At 31.2% G+C, this 26,489-nt stretch carries 23 protein-coding genes, 1 pseudogene and 1 riboswitch; of the genes and pseudogenes, 7 read left to right on the top strand and 17 right to left on the bottom strand.

Going from position 1 to position 26,489, the window contains the following annotated elements:
* Positions 1-29: 29 nt before the first annotated feature.
* The 5 genes from ribE to KTC92_RS16965 all read right to left on the bottom strand — a co-directional run bounded on the left by ribE (position 30) and on the right by KTC92_RS16965 (position 4,204).
* The gene (gene ribE / locus KTC92_RS16985) at positions 30-491 is read right to left on the bottom strand and encodes a 6,7-dimethyl-8-ribityllumazine synthase (RefSeq protein WP_220286043.1); all 462 of its coding nucleotides are present in this window, start codon (positions 489-491) and stop codon (positions 30-32) included.
* Between the two features lie 55 nt (positions 492-546).
* Positions 547-1,755 (bottom strand): bifunctional 3,4-dihydroxy-2-butanone-4-phosphate synthase/GTP cyclohydrolase II, encoded by a 1,209-nt coding sequence (locus tag KTC92_RS16980; protein WP_220286044.1) that lies wholly within the window; start codon positions 1,753-1,755, stop codon positions 547-549.
* Between the two features lie 84 nt (positions 1,756-1,839).
* Positions 1,840-2,490 (bottom strand): riboflavin synthase, encoded by a 651-nt coding sequence (locus KTC92_RS16975; RefSeq protein ID WP_216301983.1) that lies wholly within the window; start codon positions 2,488-2,490, stop codon positions 1,840-1,842.
* Positions 2,475-3,581, bottom strand: coding sequence for a bifunctional diaminohydroxyphosphoribosylaminopyrimidine deaminase/5-amino-6-(5-phosphoribosylamino)uracil reductase RibD (gene ribD / locus KTC92_RS16970; protein WP_216301982.1), 1,107 nt, complete (start codon positions 3,579-3,581; stop codon positions 2,475-2,477). Before ribD ends, KTC92_RS16975 begins: the two co-directional genes overlap by 16 nt.
* Before the next feature lie 269 nt (positions 3,582-3,850).
* A riboswitch (FMN riboswitch) is annotated at positions 3,851-3,964 on the bottom strand.
* A gap of 105 nt (positions 3,965-4,069) precedes the next feature.
* Complete coding sequence (locus tag KTC92_RS16965) at positions 4,070-4,204, bottom strand: hypothetical protein (RefSeq protein WP_258280636.1); 135 nt, start codon at positions 4,202-4,204, stop codon at positions 4,070-4,072.
* Between the two features lie 213 nt (positions 4,205-4,417).
* Between KTC92_RS16965 and KTC92_RS16960 the strand changes: the two genes are divergently transcribed.
* Genes KTC92_RS16960 through KTC92_RS16950 form a run of 3 tightly spaced genes read left to right on the top strand, consistent with a single transcriptional unit; the run spans position 4,418 to position 6,664 of the window.
* Positions 4,418-5,215, top strand: coding sequence for an amino acid ABC transporter substrate-binding protein (locus tag KTC92_RS16960; protein WP_216301981.1), 798 nt, complete (start codon positions 4,418-4,420; stop codon positions 5,213-5,215).
* Between the two features lie 33 nt (positions 5,216-5,248).
* Positions 5,249-5,890, top strand: a complete 642-nt coding sequence (locus tag KTC92_RS16955) for an amino acid ABC transporter permease (protein WP_220286045.1) — start codon at positions 5,249-5,251, stop codon at positions 5,888-5,890.
* 33 nt (positions 5,891-5,923) lie between these two features.
* Positions 5,924-6,664: an amino acid ABC transporter ATP-binding protein gene (locus tag KTC92_RS16950; protein ID WP_220286046.1), complete on the top strand. Its 741-nt coding sequence runs from the start codon at positions 5,924-5,926 to the stop codon at positions 6,662-6,664.
* A gap of 488 nt (positions 6,665-7,152) precedes the next feature.
* Here KTC92_RS16950 and megL read toward each other — a convergent pair whose 3' ends face one another.
* From megL to KTC92_RS16935, 3 genes are all read right to left on the bottom strand, one after another.
* The gene (megL, locus tag KTC92_RS16945) at positions 7,153-8,355 is read right to left on the bottom strand and encodes a methionine gamma-lyase (protein ID WP_216301978.1); all 1,203 of its coding nucleotides are present in this window, start codon (positions 8,353-8,355) and stop codon (positions 7,153-7,155) included.
* Positions 8,356-8,443: 88 nt separating this feature from the next.
* Entirely contained in the window at positions 8,444-8,854 is a 411-nt protein-coding gene (locus tag KTC92_RS16940) for a hypothetical protein (protein ID WP_258280635.1), read from the bottom strand.
* A 16-nt stretch (positions 8,855-8,870) separates the two neighbouring features.
* Positions 8,871-10,844, bottom strand: coding sequence for a DUF4153 domain-containing protein (locus KTC92_RS16935; RefSeq protein ID WP_220286047.1), 1,974 nt, complete (start codon positions 10,842-10,844; stop codon positions 8,871-8,873).
* Between the two features lie 356 nt (positions 10,845-11,200).
* Here KTC92_RS16935 and KTC92_RS16930 point away from each other — a divergent pair, with 356 nt between their 5' ends.
* Positions 11,201-11,785, top strand: coding sequence for a phosphatase PAP2 family protein (locus KTC92_RS16930; protein ID WP_220286048.1), 585 nt, complete (start codon positions 11,201-11,203; stop codon positions 11,783-11,785).
* 383 nt (positions 11,786-12,168) lie between these two features.
* Here KTC92_RS16930 and ptsG read toward each other — a convergent pair whose 3' ends face one another.
* The 3 genes from ptsG to KTC92_RS16915 form a co-directional block, all read right to left on the bottom strand.
* Entirely contained in the window at positions 12,169-13,704 is a 1,536-nt protein-coding gene (gene ptsG / locus KTC92_RS16925) for a glucose-specific PTS transporter subunit IIBC (protein ID WP_220286049.1), read from the bottom strand.
* A 579-nt stretch (positions 13,705-14,283) separates the two neighbouring features.
* Complete coding sequence (thiI, locus tag KTC92_RS16920; RefSeq protein WP_216301972.1) at positions 14,284-15,426, bottom strand: tRNA uracil 4-sulfurtransferase ThiI; 1,143 nt, start codon at positions 15,424-15,426, stop codon at positions 14,284-14,286.
* A 25-nt stretch (positions 15,427-15,451) separates the two neighbouring features.
* Entirely contained in the window at positions 15,452-16,594 is a 1,143-nt protein-coding gene (locus KTC92_RS16915) for a cysteine desulfurase family protein (protein WP_216301971.1), read from the bottom strand.
* Positions 16,595-16,944: 350 nt separating this feature from the next.
* Here KTC92_RS16915 and KTC92_RS16910 point away from each other — a divergent pair, with 350 nt between their 5' ends.
* Complete coding sequence (locus KTC92_RS16910; RefSeq protein WP_220286050.1) at positions 16,945-17,844, top strand: DMT family transporter; 900 nt, start codon at positions 16,945-16,947, stop codon at positions 17,842-17,844.
* A 44-nt stretch (positions 17,845-17,888) separates the two neighbouring features.
* Here the strand turns inward: KTC92_RS16910 and KTC92_RS16905 are convergent, their stop codons facing one another.
* Both KTC92_RS16905 and KTC92_RS16900 read right to left on the bottom strand, forming a co-directional pair.
* Positions 17,889-18,485, bottom strand: a complete 597-nt coding sequence (locus KTC92_RS16905) for a metallophosphoesterase (RefSeq protein ID WP_258280634.1) — start codon at positions 18,483-18,485, stop codon at positions 17,889-17,891.
* 20 nt (positions 18,486-18,505) lie between these two features.
* Positions 18,506-20,419 (bottom strand): BMP family ABC transporter substrate-binding protein, encoded by a 1,914-nt coding sequence (locus KTC92_RS16900; protein ID WP_220286051.1) that lies wholly within the window; start codon positions 20,417-20,419, stop codon positions 18,506-18,508.
* 225 nt (positions 20,420-20,644) lie between these two features.
* On the opposite strand from KTC92_RS16900, the gene KTC92_RS16895 reads away from it, so the two are divergent.
* The gene (locus tag KTC92_RS16895) at positions 20,645-21,073 is read left to right on the top strand and encodes a CBS domain-containing protein (protein WP_165411673.1); all 429 of its coding nucleotides are present in this window, start codon (positions 20,645-20,647) and stop codon (positions 21,071-21,073) included.
* Positions 21,074-21,157: 84 nt separating this feature from the next.
* Here KTC92_RS16895 and nagB read toward each other — a convergent pair whose 3' ends face one another.
* Genes nagB through KTC92_RS16875 form a run of 4 tightly spaced genes read right to left on the bottom strand, consistent with a single transcriptional unit; the run spans position 21,158 to position 24,824 of the window.
* A complete protein-coding gene (gene nagB, locus KTC92_RS16890; protein WP_220286052.1) occupies positions 21,158-21,883 on the bottom strand; it encodes a glucosamine-6-phosphate deaminase in 726 nt (241 codons plus the stop codon).
* A 32-nt stretch (positions 21,884-21,915) separates the two neighbouring features.
* Entirely contained in the window at positions 21,916-23,079 is a 1,164-nt protein-coding gene (gene nagA, locus KTC92_RS16885) for an N-acetylglucosamine-6-phosphate deacetylase (RefSeq protein WP_220286196.1), read from the bottom strand.
* A 34-nt stretch (positions 23,080-23,113) separates the two neighbouring features.
* Positions 23,114-23,989, bottom strand: a complete 876-nt coding sequence (murQ, locus tag KTC92_RS16880; protein WP_216301967.1) for an N-acetylmuramic acid 6-phosphate etherase — start codon at positions 23,987-23,989, stop codon at positions 23,114-23,116.
* 55 nt (positions 23,990-24,044) lie between these two features.
* Entirely contained in the window at positions 24,045-24,824 is a 780-nt protein-coding gene (locus KTC92_RS16875) for a GntR family transcriptional regulator (RefSeq protein ID WP_220286053.1), read from the bottom strand.
* Between the two features lie 369 nt (positions 24,825-25,193).
* Here KTC92_RS16875 and KTC92_RS16870 point away from each other — a divergent pair.
* Positions 25,194-26,453, top strand: a pseudogene (locus KTC92_RS16870) (PTS transporter subunit EIIC); the annotation flags it as partial.
* Positions 26,454-26,489 lie beyond the last annotated feature (36 nt).

Here is a 26,489-nt window from a genome sequence, read left to right as displayed (position 1 = left end):
ACGCAGGAGAATTTTTTTGTTCTATTATTTTAAATTTCTTTTAATAAATTTGCCATTTCTATTGCAGTTACTGCAGCATCATACCCTTTATTACCTGCTTTTGTACCCGCTCTTTCAATAGCTTGCTCGATATTCTCAGTAGTAAGAATTCCAAAAATAATTGGAACTCCTGTTTCGAGTGATACAGATGCAATTCCCTTAGTTACCTCACCAGATACATATTCATAATGAGATGTAGCGCCTCTTATTACTGCTCCTAAACATATCACACCATCATACTTACCAGACTTAGCCATTTTTTTTGCAACTAGAGGTATTTCAAATGCACCAGGCACCCATGCAATTTCAACATTTCCTTCTGTAACTCCGTGACGTTTTAAACCATCTAGTGCTCCCGTTAATAATTTTCCACCTATAAATTCATTAAATCTTGCTACTATAATCCCAAATTTTAAACCTTCTGCTATTAATTTACCTTCATACGTTATCATTTCTATTCCTCCTATTAATTTAATATCATATTGTTTACTTGAATGTGCTTAACACTTATACTCGTTCAGGGTCAAGTAAATGTCCCATTTTTTCTCTTTTAGTTTGCAAATAGAACTTATCTTTTTCATTGTGATTCATCACTATTGCTACTCTTTCAACTATGTCAATACCATAGCCTGAAATTCCTGTTATTTTTTTAGGATTGTTAGTCATGAGTCTTATTTTTGTAGCACCTAATAGTTCCAATATCTGAGCTCCAATGCCATAATCTCTCATGTCTACAGGGAAACCTAAAGCTACATTTGCTTCTGCGGTATCCATTCCTTTATCTTGAAGATTGTATGCCTTTAGCTTATTAATTAACCCTATTCCACGTCCTTCCTGCCTCATATAAAGCAATATTCCATTTTTCTCTTTTGCTATTGCTTTCATGGCCGCATCATATTGTTCTCCACAATCACATCTCATAGAGCCTAGTGCATCTCCAGTAAGACACTCAGAGTGCACCCTAACAAGTACAGATTCACTACTTCTTACATCACCTTTGACTAATGCTACATGATGCTCTCCATTTATCTTATTAACAAATCCATAGATAGTAAATTCACCATATCTAGTTGGCATTTGTGCCTCCGTAACCATTTCTACAAGGCATTCAGTTTTTCTCCTGTAAGCAATTAAATCTACTATGGTAATCATTTTCAAATCATGTTTTTTCACATAATCCATAAGCTCTGGTACCCTAGCCATTGATCCATCTTCATTCATAATTTCACAAATCACACCTGCAGGATATAACCCTGCAAGTCTTGCTAAATCAACAGCAGCCTCTGTATGACCGCCCCTATTTAATACGCCACCCTCTCTTGCTGCTAGAGGAAATACATGGCCTGGTCTATTGAAATCTTTTGATGAAGCCTCCGAATCTATCACCTTTAATATAGTAGTTGCCCTCTCTGCAGCTGATATTCCTGTAGTGGTAGTTACAGCATCAATAGAAACAGAAAATGCTGTTCCATGCACATCAGTATTATTTACCACCATCTGATTTATATTTAACTTATCTAATCTATCTTTAACTATAGGCATGCATATAAGTCCACGTGCATACCTAGCCATAAAATTTATGTTTTCCTGAGTAGCTTTCTCGGCTGCTATAATTAAATCTCCTTCATTTTCCCTATCTTCATCATCTACCACAACAACCATTTTTCCATTTTTAATATCTTCTAAAGCTTCTTCAATAGTATTAAATTTATACATTTTTCCACCCCTTAATTATCACTTTGTGCTGTAATCATCACTTTTGGCGATGTAATGTTATTTGCTGTGTCTACAACTGATTGCTTATACAAATCCATTTTTTTCGAGAAAATCCATACCAATAGATTTCTTTTTTTCTGGAGCTTCACCATATTTAAGCAGTTTTTCAATATACTTCGCCATCATATCACTTTCAAGGTTAACCTCGTCACCTACTTTTTTACTAATTAAAGTAGTTTCACCTCTTGTATGAGGTATAATTGATACTTTGAAAATGTTTTCATCAACATATGCTACAGTTAAACTAATACCGTCAATTGCAATCGATCCTTTATGTACAATATACTTTAATATATCCACTGTAGTTTCTACAGACACCCAAGTGGCATTTTCTTCGATGCAAAAATCTACAATAGTTCCTATTCCGTCAATATGTCCACTTACTATATGGCCTCCTAACCTATCACTAGCCATTAATGCCCTTTCCAAATTGACATGAGAACCAGATTTCAATTTCCCTAAATTACTACTTCTTATAGTCTCCGCCATTACATCTACACTGAAGCTATTTTTATTAAATTCTGTTACGGTAAGGCACACTCCATTTGTGCTAATACTGTCACCAATCTTTATTCCACATATAACCTTTGTAGCTTTTATGGTAATTCTCGCAGACCTCGCACCTTTTTCTATAGACTTTATTTCTCCAATTTCCTCAATTAACCCTGTAAACATCTATTCACGTACCCTTCTATCATAATGTCCTCGTTAAATCTAGTTACTTCAGTATCCGTAAGCAATATAGCATCACTTACATGTTCTATTCCCTGTCCTCCTACTGGAGTCTTACCTGTTGTTCCGCCGAATATTTTCGGGGAAATAAAAGTAATAACCTTATCAACGATGCCTTCTTCTAATGCAGCATAATTTAGAGTACTGCCACCCTCAATCAAAATACTATCTATCCCCATATCACCTAGTACTCTCATTAAATAGTTTAAATTCACTCGGTTATTTTTACTTGGCGTTATAATAACTTGTGCGCCTTTTTGTTTAATAGCTTCAATTTTTGTCTCTTTCGCAAATTTTGTTGTAACGACAATAGTTTTTGTTTTTTCATCACATTTTAACACCTTTGCATCTATTGGTATTTTTGCTGTGCTATCTATAATTATCCTTATTGGGTTTTTGCTAATTATGCATTCTCTTCTTGTAGTAAGTTCTGGATCATCACTTAGGACAGTTCCAATTCCCACCATAATTCCAGTTACCATATGCCTTAATTCATGCACATACGCTCTAGATTTTTCATTACTTATCCACTTTGACTCACCAATAGAAGTTGCTATTTTTCCGTCTATTGTCATAGCAGTTTTCATGATGCAAAATGGCTTTTTATGAGTTATGTATTTTACAAATATTTCATTTGTTTTCTTTATTTCAGTTTCCATTATGCCCGTAGTTACTTCTATGCCACTACTTCTTAGAATTTCTATTCCCTTCCCTGCAACTAATGGGTTAGGGTCTATCATTCCAATTACCACTTTAGATATTTTATTTTGCACTATAGCATCAGCGCAAGGTGGCGTTTTACCATAGTGTGCGCAAGGCTCTAAAGTTACATACATTGTTGCACCTTCTACATTTTCTTTGGCATTTTTAAAAGCATTTACTTCTGCATGTGGTCCACCAAAATATTCATGATACCCCTCACCGATTATCCTATTATCTTTTACAATAACAGCGCCAACCAATGGATTAGGATTTACAAACCCCACCGCTTTTTTAGATAATTCAAGTGCTCTTCTCATATAATAATTATCCAATTTATCACCCCTAATTCTATAATTCTGGTGCCAATCTTCATAAATATTTCTCTCTTAGTATGCATAACTTTGATCAAATAAAATCATATATGTGGCTAAAATAATAAAAGCCCTGAAAACAAAGTTTTCAGGGCTCAATAAGCTAATTATATATCTAGTTAAATCATCACCTACCGGTGCTGTTCACTAAATATATTCACAATAAAATATAAAAGCAGTATTAACTATTTTTCATAGTTAATAAATGAAAATCTCCTATATTTATCATTATTCTCCTTCTCTCATCCAGACTTTACTGTCGGCTCTGGAATTAAACCAGATCTACCTTTCGGCTCGCGGGCTATACCGCCGGTTGGGAATTTAACCCTACCCTGAAGGATCTATTAAATTTTCAACTTAAGAATACCACTTTGTTATTTTAATGTCAAGCGAATCTTATAAATATAAACAATTAATCAAAATATTAGCTATAAACACTTTTAAATGATTTATTTGTTTTTTTTATTTCTTGTTTCATTATTTTTAATATTTACATCATTCGTATGCATATCTTTGTCATTATCAGTTCTCTTAATTCCTACTGAAGATAATTGCTCATTAGTAAGTTTCTGCTTTATACTCATTTAAAACACTCCCCTTTCTTCATTTATATTTTCCACTGGAAGAGAGATTTATACTACTATGATTTTCCCATCTATTCTAAAAAATTTATAAATTTTTATCTTGTAATAATTTTATATTTATATATAAGTTAATTAATCTTTAATTTACCGCTTTACATAACTAACGTAATAAAGTAATATTGTATTTATAGAATTCATAAAGGAGTGTTAATAATGAAAATTAAATTTAACTTACTAATTGTGGCAATACTTTCAACCGCTATTTTATCTGGCTGCGGAAACACCCCCACAGCTGATAATTCTTTAAAAGATATACAAGACAAAAAAGAACTAATAATTGGTCTTGATGATAACTTTCCACCAATGGGATTTAGAGATAAAAGTGGTGAAATTGTAGGCTTTGACATTGATATGGCAAAAGAAGTAGGCAAGCGAATGGGCGTAAAAGTAACCTTTAAACCAGTAGAATGGGACGGAATTATATTAAGTCTAAACAATAAAGATATTGATGCCATATGGAATGGATTAACAATAACAGATAAGAGAAAAGAACAAATTGCTTTTTCTAAAGTATACCTTCAAAATAAGCAAACAATTATTGTAAAAAACAAGTCAACTATTTCTAAAAAAAGTGATTTAACTGATAAAATTGTAGGTTTGCAAATGGGTAGCAGCAGTGAAGCTGCACTTGCTAAAGATTCACTACTTACTAACTCACTAAAGGAGGCCAAGAAATATTCAAACAATACAGAAGCGCTACTCGATTTAAACGCTGGTCGTATTGATGCTGTTATAGTGGATGAGGTAGTTGGAAGATACTATGCTAGTAAAAAACCTGGTGATTATAAAGTTATTAATGAAAATCTAGGAGTAGAAGATTATGGCGTAGGTATAAGAAAAACTGATACAAGCCTTACTGCAGAAATAAATAAACAACTAGATGAAATACAAAATGATGGAACTGCCAATACTATATCAAAGAAATGGTTCGGCAAAGATATAATCAAATAATAATTATGAATTTTTTCTGAAGGAGTGTTAGATTTGGCTAATTTTATAGACATTACAACTTATATTTTAAAAGGGAGCCTCTTTACAATTGAATTGTATTTTGCAACAATAATCTTTTGTTTGCCTCTTGGAATAATAGGCGCACTAATCAAAGTTTCAAATTTAAAAATACTTAGTAAGATTGTGGACCTCTATACTTGGTTATTTCGCGGAACACCCTTACTTCTCCAACTGTTTTTTACATATTTCGGGTTACCTATTATAGGCATTAAATTTTCTCCTTTTACTGCAGCCGCTCTTACCTTTTCTTTGAATTACGGAGCTTATTTTACAGAAATATTCAGATCCGGTATTCAATCTATAGATAAAGGCCAATACGAGGCCGCTAAAGTCTTAGGCATGAATTATAGACAAACTATGTCAAAAATAATACTACCCCAAGCCTTAAAACGGATAATTCCACCAACTTGTAATGAGGCGATTACTCTAATAAAAGATACCGCTTTAGTAGCTGCAATTGGATTACAAGATTTACTAAGAGCTGCTAGGGAAATTGTAACTAGAGATTTTACAATCGCTCCTTTTTTTATTGCCGCAATAATATATTTAATCTTTACTTCTCTTATTGTGTTGGCTTTTAAAAAGCTTGAAAAAAAATATTCAATATACGAATAAAGAACAATGTGATAAATAAAGGATGGTGCTACTATGGATTTACTCAAGATATGTAAAATAAATAAAAGTTATGATAAAACCCAGGTTTTAAAGAATGTATCTTTAAGTTTGAAAAAAGGCGAGGTAATATCAATTATCGGTCCTTCTGGCTCTGGGAAAAGCACTCTGCTTAGGTGCATAAGTGGTCTTGAGCATATGGATAATGGACTCATTGAATTTAATGGCGTAACTATTGCAGAATCTAAAAAGAAAATTAATAATATTGAATCAATTAATGCTGCTAAAAAAATAGGTATGGTTTTTCAAAACTTCAATCTATTCCCTCATAAAACCGTTCTTGAGAATATAATTGAAGCTCCTATTATAGTAAATAATATAGATAAGAAAGATGCTATAGACATTGCAGAAAAATTACTTTTAAAAGTGGATTTATTAGATAAAATAAATTCTTATCCTTGTACTCTCTCTGGTGGACAAAAGCAAAGAATTGCAATTGCTAGATGTCTTGCAATGAATCCAGAATTAATTCTTTTTGATGAACCAACTTCTGCATTAGACCCTGAACTAGTCAGCGAAGTGTTGAAGGTCATTAAATCTCTTGCCATTGATAAAATATCACTCATAGTAGTTACCCATGAAATGCAATTTGCAAGAGAAATATCAGATAGAATTATTTTCATGGAAAATGGAGAAATACTAGCGAACTCCACTCCTGAATTACTATTTTCTAATTCTAACCATGCCAGGGTAAAACAATTTTTAAACCTTGCATAGCTATGAAATCAAACCTTTATAAAAATTATAAAAAATTCAACTATAGGAATGACACTTTTTCCATGGCTTCTATGTCTTAATTCACAAATCAATTAATTATTAAATCACATTTTTCTAACATGTATTATATAATATTTAGAATTAATATATAAAAAGGAGCATTACTGATCACAATTTCAATTAAATCTAAATACAATAAATTTTTGGCATCTTGGGGAATAATAAATTTTTATGGCCCCCTAACTTCAAGAAAATCAACATTTAAGGAAATTAATAACCACAATAACAAACAAAAACACCCAATCAAAATATCCGATATAAGCATGATTAGAGGGTTTAATTAATATAAGATAGAAATGAAGATACTGATGTTATATGGAATGGATTAACAATAACAGATAATAGAAAATAAAAAAACAGGAATTATTATCTACGTGGTAACATGTGAGATAATAATTCCTATTTTCACTTATTTACTATACTAATTACTATTTAATAATTAAATTAAGAGCTTGGTCTAGATCGGCAATAATATCCTCAACATTTTCAAGACCTACTGCCAATCTTATTAAACCATCACTTATACCAGCTTCTAATCTTTCCTCTGGTGAATATGGTGAATGAGTCATTGAAGCAGGATGTTCAATTAAAGTTTCAGCATCTCCTAAACTAACAGCTATACTACAAAGCTTAGTGGAATTTATAACCTTTTTACCTTCTTCAATTCCACCCTTTATTACAAAAGCAATAATCCCGCCTGGAAGATCCATTTGTTTTTTTGCTAATTCATATTGAGGAAAACTTTTAAGTCCTGGGTAATATACGTTTTCTACTGCTGGATGGGCTTCTAAAAATTCAGCTACAGCCATTGCATTTTTGCAATGTCTTTCCATTCTTATTTCTAGTGTTTTCATTCCTCTTATAATCAAAAATGCATCAAAAGGACTTAAACTAGCTCCAGTCATATCCTTAACACCAAATAATCTAACTCCGTCAATAAATTCTTTAGATCCAACAGCAAAACCAGAAATTACGTCTCCATGCCCATTTATAAATTTAGTTCCAGAGTGTACTACAACGTCTGCACCTAGTTCTAATGGTCTTTGTATGTATGGAGTGCTAAATGTATTATCCACTATAACCATACAATTTTCTTGTGCGTGGGCAATCTTTGATATTTCCTCAATATCTGTTATAAGCAATGTTGGATTTGCAGGTGTTTCTAAGAAAATAACTTTTGTATTTTCTTTCATAGCATTTCTAACATTTTCTGGATTTGAAACATCAACAAAAGTAACTTCAACACCATATCTAGAAATACCATGAGCCAAAAATGCATGAGTACAGCCATAAAGCGTTTGTGCTGCAACTATATGATCTCCAGCCTTTAACGCTGTCCACATAGTTGAAGATATAGCTCCTATGCCTGATGCCATAGACATACAAGCTTCTCCACCTTCAAGCATGGCCAATTTTTCTTCTAAAACTGTATTAGTAGGGTTCCCAAGTCTTGTATAAATATAGCCATCTTCCGTTCCTGCAAATCTATTTCCACCTTGCTGTGCTGAATCAAAAACAAAAGTAGCTGTTTGATGTATTGGAGTAGCCAATGCACCATATTGATCTTTCTTATTGCCTCCATGTATAGCTTTAGTTGCAAATCCACTATTACGTAAATGTTCTCTATCCATTACAATTCCCCCCAAAGTAATTTTTTCTTGGTTTATAAATATATAAGCAACTATCCTGCTATTTATTACTAAAATATTCTTTTAATTATTATATTAAATTTTTACTATAGCCATCAAAAACATACCAACATAAACATAACTGAATTATACTAAAAAGCATAAATCCAACAGTTGCCAGGTACGTCTCTCCTAAAATTAATACTTGAGCAATAAGGCTCATAATTAATATCCCACCCATTACAGCAGACACAACCCATGACCTACTATTTCCTTTTCTAAAACTAAAGATTGCTGCTATAATATTTCCGAGTCCAAATACTAGGATTGCAATAATACCAGGAGTAACCCAGCTATCAAATGGAACTTTTGATAGCCATTCTTTTGGATACTCAATAAATATTCCATCACTTGAACTTACCATCATTACTCCAATGCAAATAGCGCCCACTGCTAACATCAAGTCGTAAACCCCTAATAAATTTTCTCTTATTTTTTTCAATTTACATTACCACCTTTTACTCTATAACCTTTCTAGCTCTATATTTAGAATAATTAAATTCATACCAGGAATCGCCTTCTAATAACTCTTTCTTCATATTGTTTATATAAGTATTTATCTCACTAGAAATGAAAGCGTTAGAATCATCTTTTAGTCTTAATATCTCTGGAATAGCATCATATGATAAAGTTTTTAGATATTGTACATCAATTTTCTGAGTTTTATAATATATGTCTATATTTTTTTCAGCAATTATTCTATCTACATTAATATAGTTCACTAATATAAACATACTCAAAACAATTACTATTAAAATCTTATTAAGTGGTATTCTTCTATTCCAAATGCCAATTACCGCTACTATAAATAACATAAATAACATCAGCATAAATATATGAACGAAAATCCTTAAATAGGTAAATCCATAAGTTTGCTCATATAAAGACATCTTATAATGAGCTGAAAATAGCATGTTTAATGTAAATGCTACAAGCACGGTTAAAAATACATTGGATATTATATTTATTGTCTTATTGTCCTTTTTAATAAATTTCATACTGCTTAGTAATATTGTAAAATTAATTATTGTAACAGCCACAAGCTCAAAGAACCCTTTTCTTGCATATTCTGAATAAGTAAATTCGTGAGGAAGAAAATTATCCCCTCCACCATAAAGATAAGAAAACTGTACTATTGAAAATAAAAGATATACTATATTTATCATAAAAATGATTGTTAAAACAGTAACTGGCTCCCATTGTATATCCTTATTTTTAGTTCTGCCCCCATCACAGCTATATTTAAAGCTCCATATATATGAAAATATAATTATGAAAGTTATGATAATAACTAATAAACTGCCTATGATTTTACCTACGTCTATATCCTTAATTCCAATTGAAAAATTGGTTACATAGTCCTTGAATACCATATCTGCTGATGTTAATAAAACTAAAATAACAATTAATAATGGGATAGAAATAATTACTCCTCTTAATATATTTTTCTTCGTAGAACTTATTTCTTTTTTATTTCTCGTAGTTATACTACATTTACTAAATGTAAAAGGCTTACAAGCATTCTCTACAATAGCTTTAATGCCTATGCTAATCACTTTCTTTATTACATCTGCACTATCCCATTTTATATTCTCATACCTAATTAATACTGTACTTACTCCAGCAAGTACCAATATCATAATCCCGTTAAACAAGTTCAAAACATTATTAGAGTGAATAGAATAATTTAATGCTATTAGCAATGTAGGAATAATGGTAATATATCCAATACTATTTTTAATCCTAATCTTTTCTCTTACACTCCATAAAAAAAATCCCATGAACATAATATAAAAAATAGGAATAGAAACACCAATTTGTTTACCATTAAAAAATCTTTCACAAATTATTGATAAAATAAGTGCAATGCCCATAGTATATATTTTTTCATGTATACCAATTTGGGAATCTATGTTTTTTATTTCCTTCATACGTTTTTTCTTTAATAGTTGCATATTATTATACTTATAATCTGGATAAGAAAACAACAAGTCTTCCACTGATTTTAACCAACTTTCACTATAATCTTGCTCTATACATTCTTCCAATAAAATTCTCAAATAATTTATATCACTTCTACGAAATTCTTCTTTTTCAGATAAAGAAATCCATTTTAGACCATCCATATCTAAATTACCTACAGATTTTTCAATTTTTTTTATTGAAAAATCAAAATTATCACTTACACTTTCTATATTAACTAAATAAGTTTCTGTATATAAACAAGACTGTGTATTAAGTTTAAAAACAACTTTATAAGGCATATTTATTTCCTCTGTAATCACGCGTCCAATTGCATTATCAGCACTTTCCCATCCATTAATTTCTCCTTTTACAAAAAAATTAATATCTTCTTTATTTTCTTTATGACCATATGCCATAAGAACCCTATTATCTTTTATAATAATAGCTTGCACAAACCTCTTCTCCATTATAAGTACCCCCCGCAATTTTAATGTTCTATCCTGCATTCAAACATATTCCCTGATATGCATTTCAACTCTCTACAAATTCTATATTACTACTATACGAGTTATTTATCAATATATTTTTATTGTTTTTCAATAAAAATATATTGATTTGCGTTTATATTCAATTTTACAATTCTATAATTGTAAAATATGAATAATATCTTACTCCTGTGTTAACAAATAATATAAATGTAGCTTTTAATTGTAAATTTTGATATAATATTAGCTGATGCTTATGACTTAATTGGAATTTTATACATTAACTATCGAATGAATATTAATGTTCAATGTAATATAGAAAGGATGATTAAATTAACATGCTTTATTATTTAGCAACTTCTATAAATTTGGGATGGAATCAATTTTATATTGCTGTTTCAAAATCTTCTGACCCTGAATTACAGATTTTAATAACCCTATTGGTTTTTATTATATTATATCTTTGGAACAACAAATTGGAAGCCATTTGCTGTGTATTTAATATTGGAATTACTGGCTTTACCAATTTGATGCTTAAAAACACTGTACAACGATCTAGACCCCTGGGAGTAAGATTAGTTGAAGCTGATGGCTATAGTTTCCCTAGCGGCCATTCTTCGATTTCTACAGCTATTGGTATTGTTCTTATTTACTTTATACTTAAGCGAATGAAGAATAAAAAAATTGCCTATCTACTTAGCTGTTTTATATTCGCATATTTAATTCTTGTAGGAGTTAGTAGGGTTTATGTGGGTGTTCACTATCCAACAGATGTGCTTGGTGGATGGGTTATCGCTATACTATGGTCTTTCATTAGTCTTGCAGCTTATAGGTTTTGTATGAACAAAGGACTAAACGAGTATTTAGATAAACATTTCACTATTAAACTTAATATTTTTAAACATAAACCAAAATCTAAATAGTTTTACTATACTATAAAGCCCTAATTATTCATAATTGAATAATTAGGGCTTTACCTTTAAATATTTTTTTTATTATTCTTTACAACTTTACCATATTTTTTTATAAATATAAATCTTCAAATTAGTATTCTCGCAGGCTCTAGTGCATGGATCTCATATGTGGTTTTATATTCAAGATTTATTGGTGAATGCTTAATCTATAATAAAACTATATTTTCCATTAATTTGAGCTTAATGATACTAGCCTTAATATTAATATATTATCTATTAATAAACACTAGAAAGCAATACAGTTCAGTATAAGCATAAAAAAACATTAGATAAGTATATTACTTATCTAATGTTTTTTGTGTTAAAATTTATTTTTAATTGAAGTTATAATATTATTTATCTAAACCCTTAGCTATAACCTCTTTAACCTCTGTTTTTATATGCTCTGCTCTTGTTCCAAATATTGCTTGAATGCTGTCACCAACTTCAAGAACTCCCGCAGCTCCTAATTTCTTAAGTTCTGCCTTATCAACATTTTTAGCATCTACAACACTTACACGTAAGCGAGTAATGCAAGCATCTAAATTTGTTATATTTTCTTTTCCACCTAATGCTTTTAATACTAATATTGCATGTTCTTGACCTTTAAGATTAGTTTTTGTAGTACTTGTGCCTTCTTCTTCATCTACTTCACGACCTGGAGTTTTAAGATTCCATTTTCTTATAACAAAACGGAAGCCGAAGTAGTAAATCACTGCTAATGCTAATCCTACAGGAATTACTAACCACCAAGTTGTTCTATTTGGAATTACACCAAATAACAAGTAATCTATAAGTCCACCTGAAAATGTCATTCCTATTTTAACATTTAAAAGCTGCATTGTCATAAATGATAATCCTGCAAATACGCAGTGAATTCCGAACAATACTGGTGCTACGAATAAGAATGAAAATTCAATTGGTTCTGTAATACCTGTTAAGAAAGAAGTTAGAGCTGCTGACCCCATAATACCAGCTATTAACACCCTTTTTTCAGGTTTTGCTTCATGAATCATTGCAAGTGCTGCTGCTGGAAGCCCAAACATCATAAATGGGAATTTACCGGCCATAAAGGTTCCTGCTGTAAATGATACTCCATCTTTTAACTGAGCCATAAAAATAGCTTGATCTCCGTTAACTACTTGACCAGCTTTGTTTATATACTCACCAAATTGATACCAAAATGGATTATAGAAAATGTGATGTAATCCAAATGGAATTAATGATCTTTCTATTACTCCAAATACGAAGGCTGATACTGTTGGATTAGCCTCAATCATACTTTTTGAGAAGACATTTAAACCATGTTGAATTGGAGGCCATACAAAACTCATTGCAATACCTATTCCAATTGCAGCTACTGCTGTAGCTATAGGTACAAATCTCTTACCTGCAAAGAATCCGAGGTAAGAAGGTAACTCAATGTTGTAATATTTTTTATATAATTGTGCCGCTACAATACCTATTATAATACCGCCAAATACTCCTGTTGAAAGTGTTGGAATTCCTAATACGTTTGCAAACTCTGGATGTGCATGACCCACTGTTAAATCTAGAGTGACTCCTGAGACAATACCTAAAGTTTTATTCATTATTAAGAACCCAACTATTGCTGCAAGTCCTGCAACTCCTTCGCCCTCGGCTAGACCTACCGCAACCCCTACTGCAAATAATAATGCAAGATTACCAAAAATAACATCGCCAGACTGTTCCATAATTTTAGCTACTAATTGGAACCAACCAGCATTAAATATCGGTGCATTTGCTAAAAATTGTTCACTTTGAAACATATTACCGAATCCAAGCAGTAACCCTGCAGCTGGTAATAGCGCTACTGGTAGCATTAAAGCTTTTCCTACCTTTTGTAAAACACCAAAAGCTTTTTTCATTTATATTCCCCTCTCTTTTGTGGCATGTATCAAAAACAAAAAACATGAGCAAAGTCATTATAATATTATAGCTTCACCTAAATGTAGCCATAATATTATAACAACTTTTGCTCATGCCTGATTGTATCAGTAACACGCAATTTTAATTATTAAATTAGTTTTCAGTGTAAACTTTTACACGATGATTCACACTCATTATCGTCTTATATATACATGATATCATGCATTATTAATTTTTTCAACATTTTTTTAACATTTTTAATAAAAATCAGCTTTTAATGTCCTCTGATCAAGTTATATTAATTTTCTATAAACTAAAAATAAGTTAACAAAGTGATAAATCATTTTGTTAGCTTATTTTTTGCAATTACATCTTTAGTTTTTTATATTACTTCTTATTTAACTGTGTTACCATTTTGATTCTTTTTCTGAGTTTTATCTTTAGTATCCTTAGAACCTGATTTTTTCTCTGTACCTTTTTTAGCTATGTTAATCACCCCTTCAATATGTGTTTATTATATTATTATTAACACTTTATTTAATTTAATACACATGATTGATTAACTAACATAAATATATTTATTTATAAATTTCCATATCCAAAATAGCCTTCTCAACTAGACTATCAATATCTAAAACTGATTCAGATTTAATTATCTCAATTAACCTTGGTTTTGTTTTTGGATGTTTAGGAACAAAAATTGTACAACAATCCTCATAAGGTAAAATAGAGGTTTCGTAAGTTTCTATTTTTCTTGACACATCTATAATATCTATTTTATCCATAGCGATCAGTGGTCTAAACACTGGTCTATCAGAAACATCATCACTTACTACAAGTCCCTCCATAGTTTGACTAGCTACCTGCCCTATGCTTTCTCCTGTAGTTACTGAATTTATGCCATATTTTTCGGCTAGAGCACACGCAAGCCTCATCATAAATCTTCTCATAATTATTGTTAATTCGTCTTCTCTACACTTTTCTATAATTTGCATCTGGATTTCAGTAAAAGGTACAACATACAAAGTCAATTTACCGGTGTATTCTTTTAAAATACTAGTTAATTGCTTTACCTTATCCTTTGCTCTTTCACTAGTATACGGATGGCTATGATAATAAACTGCATGAAGTTCTACCCCACGTCTTGCCATCATGTAGCCTGCAACAGGTGAGTCTATACCTCCTGATAACATAAGCATAGTACTACCATTCATTCCATAAGGTAATCCACCCACTGCCTTTATTCTTTTAGCATAAATGTATGCCATATTTCTTATTTCAACATTTATTGTACACTCTGGATTATGTACATCTACACTTACGTCTTCGTTATTTTGTAATATATAACCCCCTACTTTTCGACTTACGTCCATAGACCCTGGGCTAAATTTTTTGTTTGCTCTATTAGTTTCTACTTTAAAAGTTTTAGCGGCGCTTTCTATCATGTCTAAAAGTGCTTGCTTTTCAATACTCTCCATAGAAGCTTCAACCTGTGTAACTACGCAAACCTCCATTACTCCAAAAACATTTTTAACCTTCTCTATAATTCCCTCCATCATTTCTGAGTATATAAACCATCTTCCTTGATCTTCAACAAATTCGTAATTTAAGTCTCTTATAGCATTTTTTATATTGTCTTTAAGTTTTTTTTCGAATTTACCTCTGTTGAGCCCTTTTAAAAAGATTTCTGGTGCAAATTTTACTAAAATTAATTTTCTCATCTTTTGACACTCCTTCTGTAATGCATTATCTTTTGTTCATCTTTCTTAAAAACTTTAGTGATTTATTTAATTCGATTATAACATAGTCTATTTCATCCTTATTATTGCACTCTGAAAAACTAAACCGTATAGTTCCACCTTGCTCCTCTAAACTTCTTCCAAGTGCCTTTAATATTTCACTACTTTTATGATTTTTAGAAGAACATGCTGAACCTGTAGACACATATATCCCTTTTGCTTCTAATGCATGAAGTAATACTTCTCCTTTAATCCCTTTAAATGAAACACTTAATATATACGGTATAAAATGATCTTCTAGTTTGCTATTAATTATAACATCATCTAACTTAGACAGTTTTTCTATAAAATATTTCTTTACCTCTAAAACACTGTTAAAATTCTCATGTTGATTTTTGCAGCTAGTCTCTACTGCAGTTCCAAATCCCACAATTCCAGCAAGATTTTCTGTACCAGATCTTAAATTTCTTTCTTGTCCTCCCCCATTTATTAAGCTACCCGGTATAAGTCCTTTCCGTATATATGCAAATCCAATTCCGCGTGGTCCATGTATTTTATGTGCACTAGTCGATAGTAAATCAATATTACACTTTTGTACATCAATAGGAATCTTTCCGTAACTTTGTACTGCATCCACATGAAATTTAGCCCTACTACTTTTCTCTTTAATTCGTTTTCCTATAAGCTCAATATCCTGCACTACACCTACTTCGTTATTAACGTGCATTACGCTAACAATTTGAGTATTCTTATCTATACTGTCTATAAGATTTTCTATATCAATTCTACCACTTTCATCTACATCAATATAAGTAACCTTTATTCCTAAATCTTCTAACGCCTTAAATGTGTCTAATACACTTGGATGCTCTATTTTAGTAGTTATTATATTTGAAGATGTTTTAGCAAACCCCTTTATAAGAAAATTATTACTTTCACTTCCTCCTGATGTAAATATTATTTCCTCACTGCTAGCATTTATGCTACTCGCAATATTTACCCTTATCTCTCTAAGTTTTTGCTCTGCCTTAAACCCCAAACTATGTGCTGAAGATGGATTACCATAATAATTTCTCATAGTACTACATACATCCTCAATAACTGCTTCATAAGGCTTAGTAGTTGCACTGTTATCTAAATATATTTCCATGCTTTTATCTCTCTCCTCTAAATATCGTTAAAGAATCCACTAACTGTATATATTAATTCTTACTATTTCGCTCTGTTTTATTTAATTATAAATATGTTAATTATTAATGTCAATAAATAAAAAAATATCCTAGAAAGGGTGAACCTGATATGGAGCTGATGATTATAGAATGGTTTAAGAAAAAAATTGAATTATCACTTATTACGATATAATTTATAGGTTAATGCTTACTTTTATGGTAAAATAAATTTATTGGAACATATAATTTATCAACTGACATTTGAGTAATTTCACAAAATTTAAATCGCTTAACCTTAGTATTACACATACAAATTGAAGGAGTGATAACCATGAAAATTACTGACAAAAAAAAGAGTATCCTTGCCGATATGTCTTTGCTTTTAGTTGCAATTTTTTGGGGCGGTGGTTTTATAGCTGTAAAAGGTGCTTTAGATAGTCTTACACCCTTTTATATTATGGCAATGCGTTTTAGTATTTCTGCGATTATTATGCTTTTAATTTTCAGAAAGAAGGTTAAACTTATTACTAAAAATGAACTTAAGGTTGGTACTTTGGTTGGACTTCTCTTGTTTTTAGGCTTTGCTGCTCAAACTATTGGTATGAAATATACAACTGCTGGTAAAAATGCTTTTTTAACTGGAACTAATGTAGTTATTGTGCCCTTCCTTTATTGGATAATTAGCAAAAAAAAGCCAGATACATATTCATTAATATCTGCATTTTTGTGTTTTGTTGGAATAGGAATGCTAACCTTAGATGGAGGTATACGTATTGGACTGGGTGATGGTTTAACTCTATTATGTGCAGTATTTTTTGCAGCTCATATAGTTTCTGTTGGATTTTTCACTGAAAAAGTTGATGCTATATCACTTGTAATAATACAGTTAGGTGCCGCTGCAGTATTTTCAATTATAGCCGCTTTAATTTATGAACCAATGCCACAATCATTAAATTCAGATACAATACTTGCAATTAGTTATTTAGCAATTTTTAGCACAATGATTGCATTTATTATACAAAATGTAGCTCAGAAATATACCACTTCTACTCATGCTGCTATTATCTTATGTTTAGAATCTGTTTTCGGTTCTATTTTATCTGTTGTAATGCTTAATGAGATATTTACATCAAAAATGATTTTAGGATGTTTAATTATATTTGTTGCAATTATAACAACAGAAACTAAATTAAATTTCTTAAAAATCAAGAAAATATCCGCTACTCCATAAAACAAATATAAAGAGCATGGGCAAAACCATTGCCCATGAGCTCTTTATATTTCAATAATATGATATTTAAATGCATTTATAAGAGTGGTGGTGTTATAAATCATTTTTCTATCACCTTTCCCATAGACCAAATGCTGATGAGCGTAAAAGAAATATTTCGGAGAGTATTTATTTAAAATATCGATAAATACTTCAAATCCCTGATGACAAAGATCCTTTCCATCACCCATACCTTTTGCAGGTGAATGGGTGACTAATATATCAAACCCTTTATTCTTCCATAAACACAATTTTAATTTCGAAACTCTTTTTTGCATTTCCTTTTGAGAATATTGAAAAGGGCCTTTATTATAGTCAATAGATCCTCCAAGACCTAGTATTCTAATATTTTTATATACTATTATCTTATCATCGATAGGGATACATCCAGCTGGTGGTTTTTCTAAATATGATATATCATGATTACCGTTAACATAAAATACAGGTGCTTTAATCATATTCGCTAGATATTCTAAATAATCTGCTTTTAAATCTCCACATGAAATTACCATCTGAATTTCTTTAAACCTTTCACAATCAAAATGATCCCAAATGTAACTATCTTCTATATCTGAAACTAATAGAACTTTAACTTTAATCACCTACTTATCTTCTGATTATTCTACTCCTCCACCGGAAGTTTTCCTACAACATTGTCTACAAACCAGTCCATATATAACATATCCTCGTAGTTTCCTATATCACCATCATTTATCCTAAGTTGACCTTTTGTATCGTGCACCGGACCAGTAAAAGTGTGGAATCTGTTTTCAATAATTAATTCGCGCATTATAACTACTAATTTTTGAGTTTGAATTGGTACATTATGTTTTGAATATATAATATCCACAAGTCCCGAGTCCATCCCCCACCAAAAACTTACTCGTTTAGATTCAGTACTAAAAATACCTTTAAAACTACCATTTACTATATTTCTAAGTATTTTCTCATAGAACTGTCCCCAATCCCATGTAATTAAAGCATAATTCACTTCCGGTATCCATTTATCCTCTTTTTCACTATACTTTAGTGAATATAGTCCAAAATCTCTTGACCCCTTACCTAAAGCTGTTAGGTCATTTTGCATTATGAGATCTGCACCGAGCCTTTGAAGCCCTTGAATTAATTCCTTTGAATGATTGATATCCCCTGTTTCATTAAGCCAAGAAATCATAACTTTCGCATTCGGATTTACAGTTTTAACACCTAATGAAAAAGCATTAATCCCCGTTATAACTTCTGTTTCATTATAAATATCTATATATCCTATAATATTTGATTTTGTAATAGCCCCGGCAATAAGCCCTAGTAAAAACCTTGGTTCATGAGAACGCCCAAAATAAGTACTTACATTTCTAAAAGCCTTTACGGGAGAGCAGTTAAAAAATTTAATATTGTCATACTTTAAAGCCGCCCTCAAAGTTATATTAAGATAAGATGGACATGTAGTAAATATAATGTCATAATCTTTTTCACATAACTCCCTTAATCTTTCATAACTATCACCCTCAGTTTGAAAATTATCTATAACAAAAGTTTCTATTTCACCTTCTAATTCATTTTGTGCATACAGTCTTCCTAGATTATGAACATAACTCCAACCTGATGTATCAATAGTCTTTTCAAAAATAAAAGCTACTCTTAATTTTTTATGTGGGCCTACTAAATTTGTAAATGAAGTAATAACATTTTTCCTGCGCACATCAAAAGGTTCCGTTTGGATTTCTACTGCATTGTTTCTTGAAAGTATTTTAAGTTCTCCTAAGAACTTACGAACCCTTGATTTTCTCTTTGTTTCTATGAATTCGTCTGAGATTCCATAAATTTTTATATATTTTAAAAACGCATCTCCAGTGGTAATATTTAATTTATCTCCACCTAATTCGTAAAAGGTATTTCTAAAAGGTGAATAAACATTTTTTAAAAAATGCTCGTATTTATTTGAAAATAAGTTAAGCTTCGGATTATATCCATCCAAATACTTCAAAAGCTCGGTAAAGCTACCCTCCCTGGAAAACCAAATAGCATTTATCCCAGTCTCATTATTAAAGTTCAAAAATTCATAATATATTATGTTATTTAAATCATTCTCATCCTTTTTAGGAACTAGCCTAGTAACATCGCCCTCTATCGCATAGGCATCCACGTATTTTAATACACTTACACGCTTATTTCCCTCCATAACATAAAATTCATTCATATACTCATAAATTTTTACAGGGTCAATTATTCCATCTTTAATGTGATGAGCATAGACCGCTTGCCATTTCATAGAGAATTCGCTATCAATACTAGCTAGAGGAAGAAAGTTCGTTGCAAAATCCCTACTCCTTGTATAAAAATAGGATCCTATTATTTTTTTTAATGGAATGCTTTTTATTCCTAAAGGGACTTCCGCTACTATATCTATTTTTTTTAAAATACTATCTAAGGATAATATATGGCCAGAAGCCCCTCTTGATATGTCCATGTGATATTTAACTTTAGCCAATTTGCTAGCCTTTTTATATTCTTCAACAGATGAAAAACTGATCATACACTCACTCCTTAATTTTTCCAGCTATCCATACCATTACCACAACAGCCTATTATGGTAAATATTCTTTTATATATTATAATATACCAAAATGTATTTAACAACATTTTGATAGATACTGATATGTTTAATAGATTATTAATAAATAACTCTATTAAACATGTTATAATAATATTGTAAGATATCTAACAACCCAAAATATAAATCTTTAAAGGATGGTAAAGTATGAACATAGCATTTTTTCTTACACCTAAAAGTGAACTTGTTTATGAAAAACCAAGCTCTACAATGAGGCAAGCATTAGAACGGATGGAGTACCACAGATACACATCTGTGCCCTTAATAAATGAAACAGGTAATTATGTAGGTACTTTAACAGAAGGTGATTTATTATGGAAACTAAAGAATACTCCAAATTTAAGTTTTAATGATACAAATAAAATTTTAATTGAAGATATCCCAAGGCATATCTCTAACAAAGCAGTATTAATTAGTGCAGATATAGAGAGCTTAATATCACTAGCGAAGGATCAAAACTTTGTCCCCGTTGTAGATGATAATGGTGTTTTTATAGGAATAATTAAAAGAAGTGATATAATAACTTATTGTTATAATTTATTATACGAACATAATGAATTGAAAGCTTTAATTTAATTAAAGCATAAGCATACTAGAATAAATATATAATTTAAATAAAACACCTATACTAGCTTAATATCTAGTATAGGTGTTTTACTTTTATAAATTACTAGCAGCCTTTTTATCTAAAATTATTGTTACATCATTATGAAGCTGCAGAATTGAAGCAGGCATATTAGGATTTATTTTACCTTTAACAGCTCTTTCTATAGCTTCAGCCTTATTTAAGCCGTTAGCAAGTAAAATAATTTTCTTAGAGTTCATTATTGTCTTTATTCCCATACTTATCGCTTTTACTGGTACATCCTTTCTTGACTTAAAAAACCTAGAATTAGCTTCTATTGTTTGTTCATTAAGATTAACTAAATGCGTTTCTGCCTCAAAGGTTACATCTGGTTCATTGAATCCAATATGCCCATTTCCACCTATACCAAGGATCTGCATATCTATGCCGCCAACTTCTTTTATTTTATTTTCATAGCCTCTGCATGAAGCCTCAATATCCATTGCCATACCATCAGGCACGTTAATATTTTTTACGTTTACATTTATACTATTAAACAAATTATTAATCATATAATTATAGTAGCTTTGAGGATCTTCTCTATTAATTCCATAATATTCGTCCAGGTTAAAAGTTCTGACCTCATTAAAATCTACTTCTTTTTTGTTATACAACGCAATTAATTCCTTATACATGCCAAGTGGAGTATCTCCAGTAGCTAGGCCCAATACACTATCAGGCTTTAACATAACTTGGCTTGCAATCATCAAAGCAGCTTTTTTACTCATTTCTTCATAATTATCTAAAACTAATATTCTCATATTCGCACCACCTTATAATAATACTCAAAATTTTACTTTTGAGTTTCGTAAACTATTTTGCCTTCTACTATTGTTAAAAATACATCTATATCATTATCAAAAACAACTATATCTGCATCGAATCCAGCCTCTAACCTGCCCTTTTTATTATCCATATTAATAACCTTTGCCGGAACATGCGATGCCATTGCCACTACCTCATAGATTTCTAAATCACTATGATTTAACATGTTTTTAACAGCCTTATTTAAGGTTAAAACACTACCTGCGAGTGTTCCATCCTGAAGTCTTGCAGCTCCATTTTCAACTGTTACCTTCTGTCCACCAAGCTCATAATTGCCACTCTTCATACATCCAGCTCTCATAGAATCTGTTATAAGTACCATTTTATCTTTATGTTTGATATTTATGAGCATCTTAAAAATTGCTGGATGAACATGTATTAGATCCGCTATTAGCTCGCATGTTATATCATTTGTGAAAATTGCACCTACAATTCCTGGTTTTCTATGATTTAAGGGAGTCATAGCATTGAATGTATGAGTCGCATGTGTTATGCCATCCTCAATAGCACGTACAGCCTCTTCATAACTTGCATCTGAATGACCTACTGATAATGTAATTTTAGAATTACTTTTTACTTTTTTTATAAAACTATGATTTTCATCCTTTTCTGGCGCAAGGGTTATAATTTTAATAATATCTAAATAATCCTTTATAATATCATAATTGGGCTTTATAATATTATCCGCCTTCTGAGCCCCTTTGTACTTCTCATTTATGAAAGGTCCCTCCATATGTGCCCCTAGAATCTTTGCCCCTTCATTTTCTAATGACATTGCCTGTCTAATAGCATCTAACGCACTATATATACTAATTGAGTCCATAGTCATTGTAGTAGGTAGATAAGATGTTACTCCATTTTCAGCTATTGTAGTACTTATAACCCTCAATGCCGTAGCCGTTGCATCCATGGTATCATAGCCTCCGGAGCCGTGAATATGAATATCAATAAAGCCAGGTGATACATATTTACCCTTAGCATCTATCACTAGTATTTCTTCCTTATACTCTTTTTTATACTGAAGGAAGTTATCATTATTTATAATGTCTATAATTTTTGTATCGAAAATTATTACACTATCATAAATTATTCTATCTCTCATAATAAGTTTTCCATTAACTATAGCTTTAATATTAATCACCTCATCAAATATTTGAATATAATTATTATAATGTTGCTAATGCCTTAGCTACATTTCCCTTGGTCTTTTCCAAGGCTTCTTTTGCTTTTTTAAGGGTTACATCTTTTTTAATTTTAACAATACACACTTTAGGGTCATATTCGCAGATTTCTAGATTTTTATTCACTAGGGCATCATCCACACCTGTGGCAAGCTTTACTATTTCGCGTACACGTTGTTGTAACTTTTTATTAATAGGTCGTACATTAACCATCAAGTTAGTATAAGTTTTGCCAAGTTTTATCATGGCCACAGTGCTTAACATATTTAAAACCATTTTTTGTGCAGTACCTGCTTTCATTCTAGTTGATCCTAGTATTAATTCTGATCCAACCTCTATATCTATAGTAACTTCGCAAATATCTTTGATTTTGCCCTTTGAATTACATATAAGTGCTATAGTTTTGCAACCCATTTCTTTAGCGTATTCCATAGCGCGTACAACATAAGGGGTATTACCACTAGCTGTTACGCCGACTATTACATCTTTTTTATTTATATTTACCTTTTCTAAATCTAGAATCGCCAGTTCTGGATCATCCTCCGTATGTTCAAGCCATCCACTTATTGCCTCTTTTCCACCAGAAATAATTCCTTGAACCATAGAATCCGCGGTACCAAATGTAGGAGGACATTCTGATGCATCCATTACTCCTAATTTTCCACTTGTGCCACTACCAATATAAAAAAGCCTCCCACCATCTTCAAAGCTTTCAACTATTAGTTCCACGGCTTTCTCTATATTACTTAGCTCATTTTCAATAGCTATAGCTACTTTTTTATCCTCATCATTCACTTTCTTAAGAATTTCAAAGGTGTTCATTGTATCTAAATTAAATTTATTTTCATTATTTCCCTTCATAAAAAACCTCCTTATTTATCTATGGGGTATATGACAATTCTGGATTATTTTCCTATTATTTTAAGTTTATTTGATATTTATACTTATCACTTCTATATATGGCTTTGGTATATTCAATTGGAGTTTCATTTTCTAAATAGGTGGTTCGCCTAAATATTAGTGCCAAAGCATCATTTTCTTGGTTAAGAAGGGTACTTTCATATTGATTTAACATTGTAGGTTCAATTGTTTGTTTCGCTTTATCCGGATGATGACCATACTTTTGACGAAAAATTTCATATAGTGATTTATCTTCAATAATTTCTTTAGTCATTCCATTAAATAAATAATATGGAAGCCATGCTGTTTCAATTGCTACTGGTTGCTGATCACTAAATCTCAGTCTTTTAATCTCAATAATCTTATTTTCATCTTCAGGCATTTTCAGCTCAAGCTTGCATTTCTTTGTTGCGTCTATTACCTTAAAAGATAATATTTTAGTTTTTGATACCACTCCATTTTCTTGCATTTGCTCAGTAAATCCTTTGAGCCGTGATATTTCACTATTAACCTTTGCAGTAGACACAAACGTCCCTTTTCCCTGTTCTCTATAAATTAACCCCTCATTTACTAAGGACATAATAGCCTTATTTACGGTCATTCTGCTGACCCCTTGAATTTCACACAGTTCTCTTTCTGTTGGAATTGATTCCCCTGGCTTTAAAACTTCATTTTCTATCATTTCCTGTAATATTTCTTTTATTTGATAATGAAGTGGTATAGGGTTATCCTTCGAAATTTTTCTCAAATTTTTCCCTCCTTGATTAATAATATTTTTTGGTAAATTAGTGCACATATGCAATTTATATGTTATTATATTGTTATGTTGTTATGTTGTATATACCAATTATATTTCAAATTTGTTTTTTTTACAACCTATTTGAAACAACAAATTACAATTTAGTATTAATAGCTATCTGATTCGATTATAGAGTCCATAGAAAATAGTTTAGATTTATAATGCATATTCTCTTTTATTCCTCTATTGTAAACCTTTAACGATTTTTTTATCATGTATATCATGGTGTTAGATTTCTTAAATATTCTTAGTACTGAGTAATACTTAATAATATCTTTTCACCTATATTAATAAATATCACTGCATTTATCCCTATAATTTAATCATGTAACATGCCATGAAAACCACAGGGAGGATAAGAATTAATCCGGAAATGCTATTTTTGGCCATCTTCCTATAATTTTTGCAATTGGTATAGCTATAGGTCTTGCAGATGATAACAATGGAGTTGCAGGTCTTGCAGCTGCAGTTGGCTACTTTGTATTAACTGAAGTTGCTGTCACTTTTAATTCTAAGATAGATATGGGTGTACTAGCAGGTATTATCGTTGGTATATTATCTGGTTACCTATACAACAAGTATAAGAGTATAAGGGTTCCAGATTTCTTAGGTTTCTTCGGTGGTAAACGTTTCGTTCCAATTATAACATCCTTTTACACTTTAATTATAGGTGTGGGCGCTGGCTATATTTGGCCTCATATTCAAGATATTATTAATAATGCAGGGAATGTTATTGCTCACTCTGGTTCTATAGGCGCCTTCTTTTATGGAGTCCTAAATAGATTGCTTATTCCTTTTGGATTACACCATGTTATGAACACACTTGTTTGGGTACAGTTTGGTACCTTTACGGATGCTGCTGGTAAGGTCATTACAGGAGATATGACTAGATTTTTCGCACTGGACCCAACTGCTGGAACATTTATGACAGGCTTTTTCCCAATTATGATGTTTGGTCTTCCTGCTGCATGTCTTGCAATGATAGCTACAGCTAAAAAAGAAAATAGAAAAGCTGTAACTGGAATGCTTCTTGGTATTGCTTTTACTGCTTTCCTAACTGGTATTACAGAACCAATTGAATTCTTATTCATGTTCATTGCACCAGCACTATATTTAATTCATGCTCTATTAACGGGAGCAGCTTTTGCTTTAACCTCTGCTTTAGGAATTAAATCTGGTTTCACTTTCTCTGCAGGTATACTTGACTATGTTCTAAGCTTTGGAATCGCAAGCAAGCCAATACTTTTAATAATAATAGGTTTAATATTCGGTGTTATTTATTTCTTTGTTTTCTTCTTCTCTATTAAGAAGTTCGACTTAAAGACTCCAGGTAGAGGAGATGATGAAACCTCTCCTGCACTCGCTAAACTAAATACTTCTGAGTTAGGTCTTAGAGCTATTAGTATCTTAGAAGCTATTGGAGGCAAAGCAAATATAGAGACTATAGATGCTTGTATTACAAGAGTAAGATTAACTATTAAAAACAATGCTCTTATCAATGAAACTAGATTAAAAGATCTTGGTGCTACTGCTGTTATGAAGATCGGAAACAATAACTACCAGATTATTGTTGGTACCATTGCTGATCCACTAGTAACTCAAATGAAAATTGCTATGACACGATAGTCCTTAATCACATAAAAAAGGTTAACAAGAACTTTT

The organism is Clostridium sp. CM027, assembly GCF_024730565.1.
GTDB lineage: Bacteria > Bacillota > Clostridia > Clostridiales > Clostridiaceae > Clostridium_AD > Clostridium_AD estertheticum_B.
This window is presented reverse-complemented; position numbering and strand designations above follow the sequence as displayed.

Coding starts and splice junctions, on each gene's coding strand:
- KTC92_RS16910 (WP_220286050.1), top strand. CDS start 16,945: ATGAAAATTACTGACAAAAAAAAGAGTATCCTTGCCGATATGTCTTTG.
- thiI (WP_216301972.1), bottom strand. CDS start 15,426: ATGAGAAAATTAATTTTAGTAAAATTTGCACCAGAAATCTTTTTAAAA.
- megL (WP_216301978.1), bottom strand. CDS start 8,355: ATGGATAGAGAACATTTACGTAATAGTGGATTTGCAACTAAAGCTATA.
- KTC92_RS16930 (WP_220286048.1), top strand. CDS start 11,201: ATGCTTTATTATTTAGCAACTTCTATAAATTTGGGATGGAATCAATTT.
- KTC92_RS16915 (WP_216301971.1), bottom strand. CDS start 16,594: ATGGAAATATATTTAGATAACAGTGCAACTACTAAGCCTTATGAAGCA.
- KTC92_RS16980 (WP_220286044.1), bottom strand. CDS start 1,755: ATGTATAAATTTAATACTATTGAAGAAGCTTTAGAAGATATTAAAAAT.
- KTC92_RS16875 (WP_220286053.1), bottom strand. CDS start 24,824: ATGTGCACTAATTTACCAAAAAATATTATTAATCAAGGAGGGAAAAAT.
- KTC92_RS16895 (WP_165411673.1), top strand. CDS start 20,645: ATGAACATAGCATTTTTTCTTACACCTAAAAGTGAACTTGTTTATGAA.
- ribE (WP_220286043.1), bottom strand. CDS start 491: ATGATAACGTATGAAGGTAAATTAATAGCAGAAGGTTTAAAATTTGGG.
- KTC92_RS16975 (WP_216301983.1), bottom strand. CDS start 2,490: ATGTTTACAGGGTTAATTGAGGAAATTGGAGAAATAAAGTCTATAGAA.
- nagB (WP_220286052.1), bottom strand. CDS start 21,883: ATGAGAATATTAGTTTTAGATAATTATGAAGAAATGAGTAAAAAAGCT.
- ptsG (WP_220286049.1), bottom strand. CDS start 13,704: ATGAAAAAAGCTTTTGGTGTTTTACAAAAGGTAGGAAAAGCTTTAATG.
- KTC92_RS16950 (WP_220286046.1), top strand. CDS start 5,924: ATGGATTTACTCAAGATATGTAAAATAAATAAAAGTTATGATAAAACC.
- KTC92_RS16965 (WP_258280636.1), bottom strand. CDS start 4,204: ATGAGTATAAAGCAGAAACTTACTAATGAGCAATTATCTTCAGTAGGA.
- KTC92_RS16935 (WP_220286047.1), bottom strand. CDS start 10,844: ATGGAGAAGAGGTTTGTGCAAGCTATTATTATAAAAGATAATAGGGTT.
- KTC92_RS16960 (WP_216301981.1), top strand. CDS start 4,418: ATGAAAATTAAATTTAACTTACTAATTGTGGCAATACTTTCAACCGCT.
- KTC92_RS16900 (WP_220286051.1), bottom strand. CDS start 20,419: ATGATCAGTTTTTCATCTGTTGAAGAATATAAAAAGGCTAGCAAATTG.
- murQ (WP_216301967.1), bottom strand. CDS start 23,989: ATGAAGGGAAATAATGAAAATAAATTTAATTTAGATACAATGAACACC.